Annotated in this window: 10 protein-coding genes; 4 read left to right on the forward strand and 6 right to left on the reverse strand. The window is 71.3% G+C overall.

Annotated features, from left to right (window positions below; genetic code table 11):
• Positions 1–46 precede the first annotated feature (46 nt).
• Positions 47–3694: a family 78 glycoside hydrolase catalytic domain gene (locus ABZ342_RS23835; protein WP_360476774.1), complete on the reverse strand. Its 3648-nt coding sequence runs from the start codon at positions 3692–3694 to the stop codon at positions 47–49.
• A gap of 333 nt (positions 3695–4027) precedes the next feature.
• On the opposite strand from ABZ342_RS23835, the gene ABZ342_RS23840 reads away from it, so the two are divergent.
• The gene (locus ABZ342_RS23840; protein ID WP_360476777.1) at positions 4028–5524 is read left to right on the forward strand and encodes an alpha-L-arabinofuranosidase B; all 1497 of its coding nucleotides are present in this window, start codon (positions 4028–4030) and stop codon (positions 5522–5524) included.
• Here ABZ342_RS23840 and ABZ342_RS23845 read toward each other — a convergent pair.
• From ABZ342_RS23845 to ABZ342_RS23860, 4 genes are all read right to left on the reverse strand, one after another.
• Positions 5490–6800: a DJ-1/PfpI family protein gene (locus tag ABZ342_RS23845; protein ID WP_360476780.1), complete on the reverse strand. Its 1311-nt coding sequence runs from the start codon at positions 6798–6800 to the stop codon at positions 5490–5492. The two genes, ABZ342_RS23840 and ABZ342_RS23845, sit on opposite strands and share 35 nt — an antisense overlap.
• 1 nt (position 6801) lies before the next feature.
• Positions 6802–7191 (reverse strand): hypothetical protein, encoded by a 390-nt coding sequence (locus ABZ342_RS23850; RefSeq protein ID WP_360476783.1) that lies wholly within the window; start codon positions 7189–7191, stop codon positions 6802–6804.
• 93 nt (positions 7192–7284) lie between these two features.
• Positions 7285–7929, reverse strand: a complete 645-nt coding sequence (locus ABZ342_RS23855) for a response regulator transcription factor (RefSeq protein ID WP_360476786.1) — start codon at positions 7927–7929, stop codon at positions 7285–7287.
• Positions 7926–9008 (reverse strand): sensor histidine kinase, encoded by a 1083-nt coding sequence (locus tag ABZ342_RS23860; RefSeq protein WP_360476789.1) that lies wholly within the window; start codon positions 9006–9008, stop codon positions 7926–7928. The genes ABZ342_RS23855 and ABZ342_RS23860 overlap by 4 nt, the downstream gene beginning before the upstream one ends.
• 115 nt (positions 9009–9123) lie before the next feature.
• On the opposite strand from ABZ342_RS23860, the gene ABZ342_RS23865 reads away from it, so the two are divergent.
• The 3 genes from ABZ342_RS23865 (at position 9124) to ABZ342_RS23875 (ending at position 14091) form a co-directional block, all read left to right on the forward strand.
• Positions 9124–11703 (forward strand): glycosyltransferase, encoded by a 2580-nt coding sequence (locus ABZ342_RS23865; protein WP_360476792.1) that lies wholly within the window; start codon positions 9124–9126, stop codon positions 11701–11703.
• On the forward strand, positions 11703–13151 hold the full coding sequence (locus ABZ342_RS23870; RefSeq protein ID WP_360476795.1) for a radical SAM protein: 1449 nt from the start codon (positions 11703–11705) through the stop codon (positions 13149–13151). Before ABZ342_RS23865 ends, ABZ342_RS23870 begins: the two co-directional genes overlap by 1 nt.
• Positions 13152–13242: 91 nt before the next feature.
• Positions 13243–14091 carry a GH25 family lysozyme gene (locus ABZ342_RS23875; protein WP_360476798.1) on the forward strand — a complete coding sequence of 283 codons (849 nt, stop codon included), beginning with the start codon at positions 13243–13245 and terminating at the stop codon, positions 14089–14091.
• On the opposite strand, the gene ABZ342_RS23880 is transcribed toward ABZ342_RS23875, so the two are convergent.
• Positions 14088–14363 carry a hypothetical protein gene (locus ABZ342_RS23880; RefSeq protein ID WP_155549816.1) on the reverse strand — a complete coding sequence of 92 codons (276 nt, stop codon included), beginning with the start codon at positions 14361–14363 and terminating at the stop codon, positions 14088–14090. The two genes, ABZ342_RS23875 and ABZ342_RS23880, sit on opposite strands and share 4 nt — an antisense overlap.
• Positions 14364–14452 lie beyond the last annotated feature (89 nt).

Here is a 14452-nt window from a genome sequence, read left to right on the forward strand (position 1 = left end):
CAGAGCCGGTATCGCCGCGGCCAAGCGGCGATACCGGCTCGTCAGGTCACGCGGTCGCGGTGAAGACGTACGAACCCGCAGGCACGAAGTACGACCCCGACGACGACGGCACCGCTTCCGGCGGCGCCACCACCGACCCGGGCTGCGACGTCGGCACCTGCACCGTCGCCGACGACCCCGCCGGGACCGTCACCCGCAGCGTCAGCTTCCCGGCCGAGACCGACCAGTCGCTGACCGCGCCGCCGTACGGGGTCTCGTACGCCGACTTCGCCGACGTCACCCCGCCGCCCGGACGCGGTGCCACCAGCAGTGACGCGTAGCCCGGGGACGCCGGCGACAGGCCGCCGACCGAGCGGTACAGGAAGTCGCCGACCGAGCCGAGGCCGTAGTGGTTGAACGAGTTCATCCCCGGGTCGTTGAACGACCCGTCCGGCTTGATCCCGTCCCAGCGCTCCCAGATCGTCGTCGCGCCGTGGCCGATCATGTAGCCCCAGCCGGGGAAGTCCGGCTGCAGCAGCACCTGGTACGCCACGTCCGCGTGACCGTGCGCGGCCAGCACCGGCAGCAGGTTCTCGACGCCGAGGAACCCGACGCTGAGGTGACCACCCGCCGCCGCGACGCGCGCCGCCAGCTTGTCCGCCGCCGGCTGCACCCGGGAGGCCGGCAGCAGTCCGAACGCCAGCGCCAGGACGTACCCGGTCTGCGTGTTCGCGCCCACCGTGCCGTCCGCCTGCACGAACCGGTTGGTGAACGCCGCGCCGATCTGGTCGGCCAGCGTCCCGTACTTCGTCGCCTCCGCGGTGTGCCCGGTGGCCGCGGCCATCCGCGACACCAGCCGCGACGACCACGCGAAGAACGCCGTCGAGATCAGGTCCTGCGCGGTGTTGTCGTTGACGTTGAGCCAGTCGCCGAACGTCTGGTGGTCACGGATCAGGTCGGCACCCGAGGTCGACCGCAGGTACTCCACCCACTTGACCATCGCGGCGAAGTGCTCGTCGATCACGCCGGTGTCGCCGTAGCGCTGCCACAGGGTGTAGGGCACGATGACGCCCGCGTCGCCCCAGCCCGCCGTGCCCGAACCGCTCAGCACGCCCGGCGCGACGTCGGTGAACGACCCGTCGTCGTGCTGCGCGTCGACCAGGTCGTCGCTGAACTTGCCGAGGAAGTTCGCGACGTCGAGGTTGAACGTCGAGGTGCCGGCGAAGATCCCGATGTCGCCGGTCCAGCCGAGCCGCTCGTCGCGCTGCGGGCAGTCGCTCGGCACGGACAGCATGTTCGAGCGCTCACCCCACAGGATGTTGTGCTGCAGCTGGTTCACCAGCGTGTTCGACGACGTGAACGTGCCGGTCTGCGCGCCGGAGGTCCACATCGCCCGGCCGGTCAGCGTCGACGCCGTCGGCGCGGACGGCAGCCCGGTCAGCTCGACGTACCGGTAGCCGTGCACGGTGAACCGCGGCTCGTACGTCTCCGCGCCGCCGGTGCCCGCCAGGGTGAACCGGTCGGTCGCCTGGGCCGCGCGCAGGTTCGTCGTGTAGATCGTCCCGTCCGGGTTGAGCACCTCGGCGTGTCGCATGGTGACCGTGGTGCCGGCCGGGCCGGTCACCGAAAGCCGGTTCCAGCCGCTGAAGTTCTGACCGAGGTCGGCCACCCAGACCCCCGGCTTCGGCTGGGTCCACGCGACGGGCTTGAACTCCTGCTGCACCGTGACGCCGTTGTCCGCCTGCGGCACCAGGTTCGGCTTCGCGCCGGTCTTCACGCGGGGCACGGCCCACGTCCGGTCGTCGAAGCCGGGCCGGTCCCAGCCGGTCGCCAGCCGCGCGTCGTAGGTCTCGCCCTGGTAGAGGTCGTCGGCGCGGATCGCGCCGTCGCCGGACTTCCAGGTGCCGTCGGTCGCGACCGTGGTGGACGTGCCGTCGGTGAACGTCAGCTTCAGCTGCGCCGAGTACCACGGCTCGGTGCCGTACTTCTGGCTGCCGGCGATGCCGATGCTGCCGGAGTACCAGCCGTTGCCGACCAGCGCGCCGAGCACGTTCTCGCCCGACTTGATCTGCTTGGTGACGTCGGAAACGCGGTACTGCAGGCGTTTCGCGTAGTCCGTCCACCCGGGGGCGAGGACCTCGCCGCCGACCTTGACGCCGTTGAGGTGGGTCTCCTGCAGGCCGAGCGCGGTGGTGAGCAGCCGCGCGCTCGCGACCGGCTTCGAGACCGTGAAGCTCTTGCGCAGCAGGGGAGCGGGGGCGCTGACGGCGACGTTCGCACCCCACGGCCCGGTGCCGTACGCGGTCAATGCCCTCGCCGCGGTCCAGGAGCTGTCGTCGAACCCGCGCTGCTGCCAGCCGTCCGGACCGGTCTGGTTCGCCTTCCACGTGCCGTCGGTGCCGACCGTGGGTCCACCTTGGACGGTCAGCTTGGCGATCATCCCGGCCGGGCTCTGCGTGGTGTTCTCCGCGCTGATCGCGATGGTGTTCGTCCCGGCGGTCAGCAGGCTGCCGACGTCGACGACGGCCGCGGTCTTCCACGAGTCGGCGACGCGCGGGGAGTCGCTGACCCGGGTGCCGTTGACCCACACCGTCGCGGTGTCGTCGCCGGTCACGACCAGGGTGGCCTTCGACGGCGCCGCGGTCAGGTCGAAGGACTTGCGGAAGAACCGGGTGGCCGGCGGGACTCCGCCGATCGGGTCGCCTTCGGGGTACCAGACCCAGCTCGCGCCGGCGAGGTCCGGGCCGGCCGTGGCGCGGCCGAGGAAGGCGCCGGTCCATTCGGCCGCCGGGTCGCGCAACGCCGTTTCGAAGCGCTGCACCGCACTCCAGTCGCTCATCCGGCCTTGGCCGTCCCAGACGCGGACCTTCCAGGTGTAGGCGGTCAGCGACGTCAGCGCGGGACCGCCGTAGGCGACGTCGGCCTGCTGCGCGGACGTGACGCGGCCGCTGTCCCAGACGTCCTTGCCCCCGGCGGACACCACGAGCTGGTACGCCGATTGCCGTTGCTGCGCGGCCGAAGACGCCAGCTTCCAGCCGAACCGCGGCTGGTCGACGCCGATCGGGTTCGGGCGCTGCCCGACCGTCGCGCTCGCGACGGACAGCGGCGTCTTGGCCGACGCGCCCGGCGTGCCGACGCGCGTGCCCCACGGGCCGCTGCCGTAGGTGCCGAGATCCCGGGCGGCGGCCCAGGTCCCGTCGGCGAAGCCGGGCTGTTCCCAGCCGTCGGGCGCGGTCGTCGCGCTCTTCCAGCCGGCTCCGGTGGTGAGGTCGGTGGTCCCGGACGCGGTCGTCACGCGCACCCGCCCGAGCAGGCCGGCCGCGCCGCCGGAGTTGCGGACGGCGACGGCGAGCGTGTTGCCGCCGGGGGTCAGCGCGGGCCGCAGGTCCACCGACAACGCGGACTTCCAGGAATCGGTGGTGCGGGCCGACGAAGCCAGGGGCTTGCCGTTGAGCCAGACGTCGACGGTGTCGTCGCCGGTGACGACGAACCGGGCGTCGCCGACCGCGGCGGCGGGGACGGTGAAGGTGGTGCGGAAGTAGCGGGTCGCGGCGGGTGCGGTCACCCGGGCGTCGCCTTCCGGGTACCAGATCCAGTGGGCGCCGGCCAAGTCGACCGGGGGAGCGGCGCCGGCCGGGGGAACCGACGCGGCGGAGAGGACCAGGATCGCGGCGAGCGTGGTGGTGGTCGCGCGCCAGAGCTTCGAGGGCAGCATGCGGGCTCCCTTACGGCGGGGATGGAGCGGCCAGGTTTAAAACGTTTCAATAGAGCCTGATACGTGACTGTAATCACGAACTCACACGTTGGCAATACTCCACCGGGACGTAGGGCAGTGAATCGCTTCGACGATAGCGGGGATTCCCTAAATCGTTTTAGGTCGCGCGGGCGTCCGTTTCGCGGCGAATCGGAGCGTTGACGAAAGCGGGCCGGGAGCTGCATAGTGCTCGCTGGTAACGCTCACATCATTCGGTCCCCTCTGGAGGCTTTTGTGTCTCAACGTCGAGACGACAAGAATGTTAGCGCTAACAATAGGACGCGGATCTGGCGCGTGCTGGTGGGCATCGTCGCGCTGGTGGCCGCGAGCCTGACGACCGCGTCGACGGCGTCGGCCGCCGCGTCCCTGCCGTGCGACATCTACGGCGCCGCGGGCACGGCCTGCGTCGCCGCGCACAGCACCACGCGAGCCCTCTACGGCACCTACAACGGGCCGCTGTACCAGGTCCAGCGCGCGAAGGACGGTGCGAAGACCGACATCGGCCTCCTGGCGGTCGGCGGCTACGCCAACGCGGCGGCCCAGGACTCCTTCTGCGCCGGGACGACGTGTCTCATCACCGAGATCTACGACCAGTCCCCGCGTCACAACGACCTCACGATCGAGGGCCCCGGCGGCGCGGGCGGCCAGGACACCGGCGTCCCCGCGGACGCCCTGCCGGTGGCCGCCGGCGGCCACCAGGTCTACGGCGCCTCGTTCTCCGGCCGGATGGGCTACCGCGACAACACGACGACCGGCGTCGCCAAGAACGGCCGGCCCGAGGGCATGTACATGATCACCTCCGGCACGCACGTCAACGGCGCCTGCTGCTTCGACTACGGCAACGCCGAGACGAACAACCAGGACACCGGCAACGGCCACATGGACGCGCTCAACTTCGGCACCGAATGCTGGTTCCAGCCGTGCCACGGCGCGGGTCCCTGGGTGCAGGCCGACCTGGAGAACGGGCTGTTCCAGTCCAGCGCCGGCGGGAGCCAGAACACCGCGAACACCGGCATCACGGCGCCGTTCGTCACCGCGCTGCTGAAGAACAACGGGCAGAACTTCTTCGCGCTCAAGGACGGCAACGCCCAGTCCGGCGGCCTCCGGACGACCTACTCCGGCCCCGAGCCGACCGCGGCCGGGTACTCGCCGATGCACCAGGAAGGCGCGATCGTCCTGGGCACCGGCGGCGACAACAGCAACGGCTCGATCGGCTCGTTCTTCGAAGGCGTGATGACCGCCGGGCTGCCGACCGACGCGGCGGACAACGCGGTCCAGGCGAACGTCGTCTCCGTCGGTTACGGGGGCCCGACCGGGTCCACCGGCACCCTGAACCCCGGCTCGGAGATCTCCGTGCGCGCGACCACCGCGTGCTGCACGAGCGACTACCTCCGCCACCGGAACGACAACGCGGTGATCTCGCCGGTCAGCTCCACTTTGGACAAGAGTGACGCCACGTGGATCGTCCGGAAGGGACTCGCCGACGCGTCCTGCGTGTCGTTCGAGTCCCGGAACTACCCCGGGGACTTCCTGCGCCACTTCGACTTCCAGGTGTACCGCCAGCCGATGGACGGCAGCGCGGCGTTCCGCGCCGACGCGACGTTCTGCCCGGTGGCCGGGAAGAACGGGCAGGGCTCGTCGTTCCGCTCGTACAACTACTCCGGGAAGTACCTGCGGCACTACAACAACACCGTCTACATCGCCGACACCAGCGGCGCCCACGCCTGGGACGCCGCCGGTGCGTACGACGACGACGTCAGCTGGGTGATCGCGCAGCCCTGGGCGCCCTGAGCCGGCGGACGACGACCACGGCCGCCGCGCCCAGCAGCACCAGGGCGATCGGCAGTGCCGTGGGCAGCCACGGCCAGGCCCGGCCTTCGAAGCCGACGCCGTCGGTGGGCAGCTCCAGGACCTTCGCGGTCCAGCGCGCGGTCGCGACGTCCGTGCGCCGCGAGAGCGCGCTCACCGCGGTGTCGTAGGCGAAGCCGGGCCGGTCGTGGACGTACTCCGGAGCCGGACCGCCGGGCGGGGGCGTGACCCCGCGCGTCGCGCCCGGCACGACCAGCCGGTCGAGGTCCGCCGCGGCGAGGGACGCTCGCGGCACGAAGGTCAGGCCGTGGCGGGACCGGATCGGGGCGCCGTCGGCACTCACGGCGAGCGTCCGCGAAGACAGCGACTGGCCTTCGGTGTCGAACACCGACGCCAGCTCGATCTCGCCGACGCCGTCGGCGAGCAGCACCCCGATCTCGTCCGGGTCCCACCGGAAGGCGGCGTTGACGATCGCGGCCGCGTCCGGCATCGACGCCGGCTCGTGCACCGGAACGGTGGTGCCGTAATGCGTCCAGCCGACCGCCTTCGCGGCGTCGGCCGCCACGTCGCGACCGGCGAGCCGCTCGACCCAGTGCAGTGTCCCGTCGATGCCCGAGAGGATCCCGGCGGTGGTGACGACGTCGCCGTCGTCGACGAACCGCTGTCCGCGCACCCAGCGCACGGCCGGGTAGTCGCCGGCGAAGGCCTCGAGCTTGAGCCAGTGGGCGGTGGCTGGACGGCCGTCGAGCAGCCCGGTCGAGGCGAGGACGCCACCACCGTTGCAGACGCTCAGCAGCTTCGCGCCGTGGGCGGCCTGGGCGCGCAGCCAGTTCTTGACCGGCTCGGTGCTCGGCTCGCCGACGTCCGGGAGCGCGGGCACGACGACAAGGTCCGGTGCCTTCGGGCCGAGCCGGGCGGCGAGGTCGTCGAAGCTCAGGTCGGGGACGAGGTCGAGGCCGCCGGTCAGCGGCTTCGGCTCGCGCTTCGGCGCGGCGGTGTAGACGTTGAACCGGCCGGTCGCGGCGAGGATCTCGTACGGCGCCAGCGTGTCGGAGACGACGGCCCCGCGGTCGCCGACGACGACCACCGCGGTCGGCTTGGCCGGGTCGTGCACCGGTGGCGCGGCGGCGGGCAGGGGCCGGTCCGGGCCGGGGGAGTACAGCGCGTCGAACGCGGACAGCGCGGAGACGGCGGCGCCGATGCCGGGGACCGCCAGCACGGCGACGACCAGGGCGAACCACTTCAGGACGGTCTTCATGTCAGTGCCAGTACTCGGCGCGGCGCCACGCCATGACGGCCAGCATGAGCGGGACCATGATCACGTGCCCGGCGACCATCAGGGTCCCGCCGCCGATCGCCGCGAACCAGAACGGCACCAGCAGCACGACGAACGGCAGGTACATCGCGGCGGCCATCTCGGCGATCCGCGGCCAGGAGTGCCGGCGCAGCAGCATGGCCGCGGTCATGGCGACCGTCATGTTCGTGGCCATGACGAGCGCGGCGGCGTCCGGGCGTTCGAGCCAGGCGACGGGCCAGAGCGGGTGCAGCACGACCATGCCGATGAGCATGGCGGCGACCATCTCGACGTAGTGCGCGGCGAACCGCGCGAGCTTGCGGGTGGTGGTCCGGGGCGGTGCGGCGGTGATCATCTCGGTTCCCTCCAGGTTGGCTCCTGGACGAGAATCCCGGGTGCCGGCCCCGCTGCCAGGTGCCGGAAGTCATGACCCGGGTCATGTGACCGCTCAGAGCAGGCCGAGGTCCCGGGCCCGCAGGGCGGCCTGGGTGCGGTCGCGGGCGCCGAGCTTCCCCAGCAGGTTCGTCACGTGGTTCTTCACCGTGCCCTCGGCGAGGAACAGCGACGCCGCGATCTCGCGGTTGCTGCGGCCGTCCGCGAGCAGGCGCACTACTTCCCGCTCCCGCTCGGACAACGGCACCACCAGCGGCTGGGGCCGCGGCTCGGGCAGCTGCGCGAACCGCGCGACCACCTTCGCCGCCACCGACGGCTGCAGCACCGACTCGCCCCGCGCGGCCGCCAGTACCGCTTCGATCAGCCGCGCCGACGAGACGTCCTTGAGCAGGTACCCGACCGCGCCCGCGCGCAGAGCCGCGAAGACGTCTTCGTCGTCGTCGAACGTCGTCAACGCGATGACCTGGACCGACGGGTGCTCCTGGCGCAGCCGCCGGGTCGCGCCGACGCCGTCGAGGACCGGCATGCGCAGGTCCATCAGGACGACGTCCGGCTCGAGCTCCGACGCGCGCTTCAGCGCCTCCTCGCCGTTGCCCGCCTCGCCGACGACGTCGATGTCGTCGTGGGTCGCGAGCAGGGTGGCGAGGGCTTCGCGGAACAGCGCCTGGTCGTCGACGAGCAGGACGCGGACCGGTGTCATCCCGGGACCTCCATGCTCAGCGCGCTGCCCTCGCCGGGCGCCGAGGTGAAGTCGAGCTTGCCACCCAGCTGCCCGGCGCGTTCCCGCAGCCCCAGAAGGCCGAAGCCGGTCGACGCGCCGCCGTTCGTGCCGGCGCCGTCGTCGCGGACCACGACCCGGACCGAGGCGTCGGCGTAGTCCAGGACCAGCTCGACGCGGCCCGCGCCGGCGTGCTTGCGGACGTTCGTCAGACCTTCCTGCGCCGTCCGGAAGAGGGCCTCCCGGTGTTCCGCCGGCAGCGGCCGCTCGGCACCGGAGACGGTCAGCTCGGCCGGGACACCGGCCTCCGAGACGAGCGCCCGCAACGCGTCCGGCAACGGCGTCGACCGCGGTTCGCGCAGCGCTTTCACCGACCGGCGGACCTCGGCGAGAGCGTTTTCGGCCTGCTCCTGCGCCTTCGCGAGGACCTCGTCGGCCTTGCCCGGGTCGGTCGGCAGCACCGCCCGCGCGGCCTTGACCTGCATCTGGACCACGGTCAGCGAGTGCCCGAGCCCGTCGTGGATGTCGCGCGCGACGCGGTTGCGCTCCTGCGCCGTCGCCAGCCGCTCGGCCTGGGTGGCGTAGTCGCGGAGTTTCGCGTGCGCCTCGGCGAGTTCGCCGCGCGAGCGCTGTTCCCGCACCAGCAGCTCGGTGATGACCGCGGCGAACAGCACCGAGACGAGCGTGCCGAGGCCTTCGCGCAGGCCCGCGCCCAGCGCCATCCCGAGGTGCACAAGCGGCACCACGGCGATGACGAGCGCGATCACCGGCAGCGGCAGCCGCAGCAGCACGCACTGGCTGACCAGCACCACGAGGAACAGCGTCGCCCCGACGCCGGCGCTGATCGTGAAGGTCACGAAGGCCAGTGGCAGCTGGACAGCGACGTAGGCGGCCTTCCACGCCCAGCCGTCGCGGGTGCGCACCCAGCCGAAGCCCGCCGTGGCAACAAGAGCGAACACCGCGCCGAAAACCAGAGCGGGCACGGGCTCCCCGGACCCGAGGACCCCGAGCACGATCGAGAGGAAGGCGCCGCAGGTCAGCACCCCGAGAGCCCGGTTCATGCGGTCACTGTGGGGCGTCCGGCGCGCGCGGTCAACCACTCGCTCACGCGGCCGTCCGGGTCCGCGCCGCTTACGCTGGGAACGACGGCGAAGCCGAGACGGGAGTCCGACATCGATGTCAGTCCTCTGGGGCGTGTCCTTCGACGCCACTCCGCTTTCCGGGGTCGTGGTCGAGTTCCTCAAGACGGCGCGCCGGTTCGCCGGCCACCGGGTCCACCTCGACCTCGGCTACGACATCAAGGCCGACAAGGGCGCGTTCTTCCGGCCCTACCGCGACGAAGCCGGGCTGCTGCCCGGGTGGGTCACGCTCGACCGCGTCGAAGGCGTCGACGGGATTCGCGGCTACGACCGGGAGTTCGTCGATCGGGTACTGCGCGAAGTGGTTCAGCACGGCGACGAGACACTGCGTCCGGAGATCGACCAGATCGCCGGTGAGCTGGCCGGGAAGATCGTGGCGACCTGGGAGCGCCTCGGCGTCACGATGGTGATGGTGGAGAACGGCACCCTGCCCGAGAACCTCACCTACACCGAAGCGCTCTACCGCGCGATCGACCGCTACGGCGCCCGCCACCGCCTCGGCCGGTTCGTGTTCTGGCGCGACCACGACCTCATGTGGCAGAGCGAACCCGGCATCGCGAAGTACGGCCGGTTCCCGTACCCCGGTGTCCCCACGCCGCGGAACTCCCCGCACATCCACTACTTCGCGCTGCACGAGCAGGCTCGGGCGAAGACCCTGGAGTGGGTTCCCGGCCTGCGGAACATCGACGTCCTGCCCAACGCGTTCGCCATCGCCCCCGCGCGGGTCGACGACCGCAACGCGGGTTTCCGCCGTGACCACGGGATTCCCGGCGACGTCCCGCTGCTCGCCCGGATCACGCGGATCATCCCGCAGAAGCGCATCGACCGGGACCTGCACCTCCTGACCCTCCTGCCGGACGCGTGGCTGTTCGTCGCCGGTGACGTCGCCGAGGCGCCTGCGGAACACGACCGGCTCGCCGAGCTGGCGACGCGGCTCGGCGTCCGCGACCGGGTCGTGTTCGGCGGCTGGCTGACGCCGTACGACACGGCCGTGCCCGGCCGGTACTCGGTGCGCGACCTCCTCGCGCACACGACCGTCGTGTCCTTCCTGACCTCCTACGACTACGAGAGCTACGGCAACCCGGTCAGCGAGGCGATCGCTTCCGGGACGCCGTACGTCACCAGCGGCTACGAGCTGTACGACGTCGTCTACGGCCGCAAGGGGTTCCGGGCCCCGGTGCTGGACATCCGGGCCCGCGACCTGCCGGACGCGGCGTTCGCGCGAGAGGTTTCCGAGCTGATCACCGACGAAGGGAAACGGGCGGACGTGGTGCGGGCGAACTCCGAACTCGGGCAGGCGCACTTCGGGACGCGGGTCGTCGACGACCTCGTCGACCGGCTCTACCCGCCACCGATGGGCGCCGGCACGCGGCTTTCCGTCGTGCTGCCGGTCTACAACGAGGCCGCGAACCTGCCGGAGGTCCTGCGCACGCTGCACGACCAGCGCGACGGCGACGCGCCCCTGGACAAGGGCCGGTACGAGGTCGTGCTCGTCGACAACAACTCGACCGACGACACCGTGGCCGTCGCGCGCGCCTTCGCGGCGTCCCATCCCGACCTGGCGCTCCACGTGATCGCCGAAGCCGAGCAGGGCGTCTCGTGCGCGCGGCGGGCGGGCATGGACTTCGCCGCGGCGCGCAGCCGGAACCGGCCGGACACCGATCCGGGGGAGCGGTTCTACCTCGTCTCGGCCGACGCCGACTGCCGCGTCGACCCGCACTGGCTGAGCGAACTGTGCACCGCGATGGAGGAGAGCAAAGCCGCGATCGGCGTCTGCGACTACTATTACGACGCTTCGCACTTCACCGGCCGGCCGCGGTTGTGGGACGCGATCCAGCGGACACTGCGCTGCCGCGCCGTCACGTTCTCGCTGTTCGGCGGTTTCCCCGATGGCAAGGGGTTCGCCGTCGAGCGGGACGCCTACGAGCGCGCCGGCGGCATCGAGATCTTCTACCAGCTGCAGGACGGGAAGTTCGTCAGCCACCTGTCCGACGACTGGGACTTCGGGATCAAGGTCGCCAGCGGCGGCGACGCCATCACGTACGCGCCGCGCTCGCGCGTCGAGATCAACCCGCGCCGCGTCGACCACGCCATCGACGAGGTCATCGCCGGCCGGGCCTACGGATCCGACGGCATCATCGTCATGCGCGACATCCGGCCTTCGGTGCCCGCCGCCGCTTCGGATCTGACCGAAGCCGAAGCGCGGCAGGCGTGGGAGTTCTCGATCAAGGACTTCACGCCGAAGAACACGATCCTGCCGGTGCTGCTCACGCCCACGCTCCTCGAAGACGACGCCGTCACAGCGTTCTTCGGTGCCGACCTGGCCGCCCGGCTCGCGCGGCGGATCGCCGAGATCCGCGACGAGATGCGCGTCGTCGACTTCACGCCGATCCACGCGTACAAGACGCCGTCGTACCGGCTGTACTTCGAGTTCGCCGACGAGCTGTTCGCCTGCCTGCGGCGGCACGTCGGCGAGGACATCGGCTTCCCGCCGCCACTGCCGCCGTGCCTGGCGGAGATCCCGGCGGAGCGCTTCGCGGAGTTCGTCCGCTACTACTGCGAAGACCGGGAATCCGGAGAGGCCCACAACTACTTCGGCAACGGAGGGGTGTTCTGATGACCCTCGCCTACGAAGAGGCGATCGGCTCGCTGCACACGCTCGACCCGGCGTGGCCGCGGCCCGCGGTGCTCGACGTCCTCGAGGCGCCGGAAAACCGGCACCTGCTCGACTTCGTGCAGGAGGACCCGTTTGGGGCGCACGTCTTCCCGGGCAACGTCCCCGGCTCGCCGTCGGACTTCCTGCGTGATCTCGACGCGCAGCTGGCCGCTTCGCGCCCCATCCACCTCTGGTCCTACATCCCGACCTGCGCGTACCGCTGCCGCTTCTGCCAGTACCCGGTGGTGCTGGTCAAGGGGAAACCCGAGGTGCAGTACGAAAAGGCGAAGCACTGGGTCGACCTCAACATCGCCGAAGCCCGGCTGTGGCTCGACGCCGTGCCGCACCTGGCCGGGGCCGAGGTGGGGGAGTTCAACGTCTTCGGCGGCACGCCGTCGCTGCTGCCGGAGCCGGAGATCCGGCGCCTGCTGGAGTTCTACCGCTCGGAGTTCGGGTTCACCGCGGACACGACGATCCGGTTCGAGGGCGACCCCAGCACGTTCACCCCGGCCAAGCTCGAGCTGTTGCGGGAGCTGGGCTGCACCAAGCTGTCCAGCGGCGTCCAGTCGTTCGACGACCACGTGCTGGAGCTGTGCGGCCGCGAGCACAGTGCCGAAATGTGCGTCGACTTCGTCCGCAACGCGGCGTCGATGGGGTTCGAGTGGGTCAGCATCGACCTGATGTACGGGCTGCTCGACCAGACCCTGGACAGCGTCCGCCGCGATCTCGACGTCGTGCTGGAGAACGAAGTCACGGCGGTGGTCTGCACGAAGCTGCACCTGGCGTCCTACAGCGACACGCGCACCGGCGTCACCGGCGAGAAGCCGGCGGCCTGGCAGCTGCCCGCGTACCGGGACAAGCTCGTGCGCGACGGCCACCGCTGGCCCACCCTCGGCGAGCAGTACCAGATGCGGGAGCTGCTCACCGACGGCCTGCGCGCCGAGGGCTACACCGAGCACCCGACGATGTACTTCGCGCGCGCCGGCCTCGGGCCCGAGAAGTGGAAGGCCATCATGGTCGACCAGGACAAGCAGGAAGCCGAGGTCGCGATCGGACTGGGCGGTTCGTCGAGCTGCCGCGCGTCCGAAGCGATCACCGACGTGAATTCGAAGCGGTACATCGAAACCGTGGCGGACGGCCGGATCCCGCTGGGCTCGGCCACGCGTTTCACGACCGAGGCGCAGGAGGCGCGGGCGGTGAAGATGGCGCTGACGACGTTGCAGCCGCTGCGGGATTCCCTGCACGCGTCGCGGTTCCCAGGGCGTTCGCTCTTCGCGGAACCGTGGCTGGGGAAGTTCCGGTCGCTGGCCGCGCGCGGGCTCGTCGAGCTGCGTCCGGACGACGGCGTCGTCGAGCTCACCCGGACGGGGGAGGTGCTGGTCGAGGCGATCATCACCACCGAGCTATAGATCACCACATCGAGTGACCTATCGCTCGCGGGGAGCGACAAGGGCAGGCAGCATGGGCTTCGGACGTGCCCGTACCGAGATCGGAGCCCAGATGAGCCGAACCGTTGCCGGACACGACGAACCGCGGTGGCGGCCTCGGCTCGCCGCAGCGGGTGCCTTGGCCGCGCTCGCTTCGGTGGTCGTCGCCGTCCCCGCTGGAGCCGCCGAAGCCGCGCCGGACTACTCCCTCGCCGGCACGAACTTCGCGGGCACGCAGATCGCGGCGCACGAAGGCGTCGTGCCGGGCTCGGCCCGGGCCGACACGACCGACCAGACGCTCGGCCACGACGTGAGCGGTCACCAGGGCCCGGTCGACTGGGGTGCCGCGGCGGCCGGTGGCGCGAAGTTCACCTACGTCAAGGCGACCGAAGGCACCGGGTTCGTCAACCCCCAGTACGGCCAGCAGTACGACGGCGCGCACGCGGCGGGTCTGATCCGCGGCGCGTACCACTTCGGCCGCCCCGACGTCTCGGGCGGCGCGGAGCAGGCGGAGTACTTCATCGCCCACGGCGGCGGCTGGCGGTCCGACGGCAAGACGCTCCCGGGCGCGCTGGACATCGAATACAACCCGTACGGCGATGTCTGCTACGGCAAGAACCCGGCCGACATGACGGCGTGGATCACCGACTTCACCCGCACCTACCTGGCGAAGGTCAAGCGCAGCGCGCTGATCTACACCAGCACGGCGTGGTGGAAGCAGTGCACCGGCAACGCGTCCGGGTTCGGGAACACGAACCCGCTGTGGCTCGCGCGCTACGGCCCGGAGGTCGGCGAGCTCCCGGCGGGCTGGGACAAGCAGAGCATTTGGCAGTTCGCGCGCGGCGGCGGCCTCCCGGGCGACCAGAACTACTACAACGGCCCGTTCGGCCGGGTGGTGGCGCTGGCCGGCGGCGCGGCCTAGCGCTCCCAGCGGCCCGTCAGGTCGGGCCACGGCGGCCGCCTCAGCACGGCGAGCGTGCCGAGGGTCGCGGCGACCAGCCCGGTACCCACGGCCAGCAGGGCCACGCGCGTCGCGTCGACCGCTGGTTCGAACTTGGCCTGGCCTTCGCGGATGGCGAACACCCCTGGCGGGTTGGTCACGGTGATGACCGTCGTGCCGTCGGGCGTCTCGTACGGTTCACCGAACAGCCGTGGGGTGCTCTCGGCTCGTCGGGGCAGGCCTCGCAGCGTCATGGCACCTCATCGAACCCGGAAACCCGGCGGCTGACAAGATCGGACAAGCTGCTTGCCGCTTCCGTGATCGGCTCCCTACCATCGATCGG

This window comes from Amycolatopsis sp. NPDC005961, assembly GCF_040629235.1.
Taxonomy (GTDB): Bacteria; Actinomycetota; Actinomycetes; order Mycobacteriales; family Pseudonocardiaceae; genus Amycolatopsis; species Amycolatopsis camponoti.

Excerpts from the sequence above, each read along its gene's own strand:
- ABZ342_RS23880 (WP_155549816.1), bottom strand. The coding sequence starts at position 14,363 with ATGACGCTGCGAGGCCTGCCCCGACGAGCCGAGAGCACCCCACGGCTG.
- ABZ342_RS23865 (WP_360476792.1), top strand. The coding sequence starts at position 9,124 with ATGTCAGTCCTCTGGGGCGTGTCCTTCGACGCCACTCCGCTTTCCGGG.
- ABZ342_RS23850 (WP_360476783.1), bottom strand. The coding sequence starts at position 7,191 with ATGATCACCGCCGCACCGCCCCGGACCACCACCCGCAAGCTCGCGCGG.
- ABZ342_RS23845 (WP_360476780.1), bottom strand. The coding sequence starts at position 6,800 with ATGAAGACCGTCCTGAAGTGGTTCGCCCTGGTCGTCGCCGTGCTGGCG.
- ABZ342_RS23860 (WP_360476789.1), bottom strand. The coding sequence starts at position 9,008 with ATGAACCGGGCTCTCGGGGTGCTGACCTGCGGCGCCTTCCTCTCGATC.
- ABZ342_RS23875 (WP_360476798.1), top strand. The coding sequence starts at position 13,243 with ATGAGCCGAACCGTTGCCGGACACGACGAACCGCGGTGGCGGCCTCGG.
- ABZ342_RS23835 (WP_360476774.1), bottom strand. The coding sequence starts at position 3,694 with ATGCTGCCCTCGAAGCTCTGGCGCGCGACCACCACCACGCTCGCCGCG.
- ABZ342_RS23855 (WP_360476786.1), bottom strand. The coding sequence starts at position 7,929 with ATGACACCGGTCCGCGTCCTGCTCGTCGACGACCAGGCGCTGTTCCGC.
- ABZ342_RS23870 (WP_360476795.1), top strand. The coding sequence starts at position 11,703 with ATGACCCTCGCCTACGAAGAGGCGATCGGCTCGCTGCACACGCTCGAC.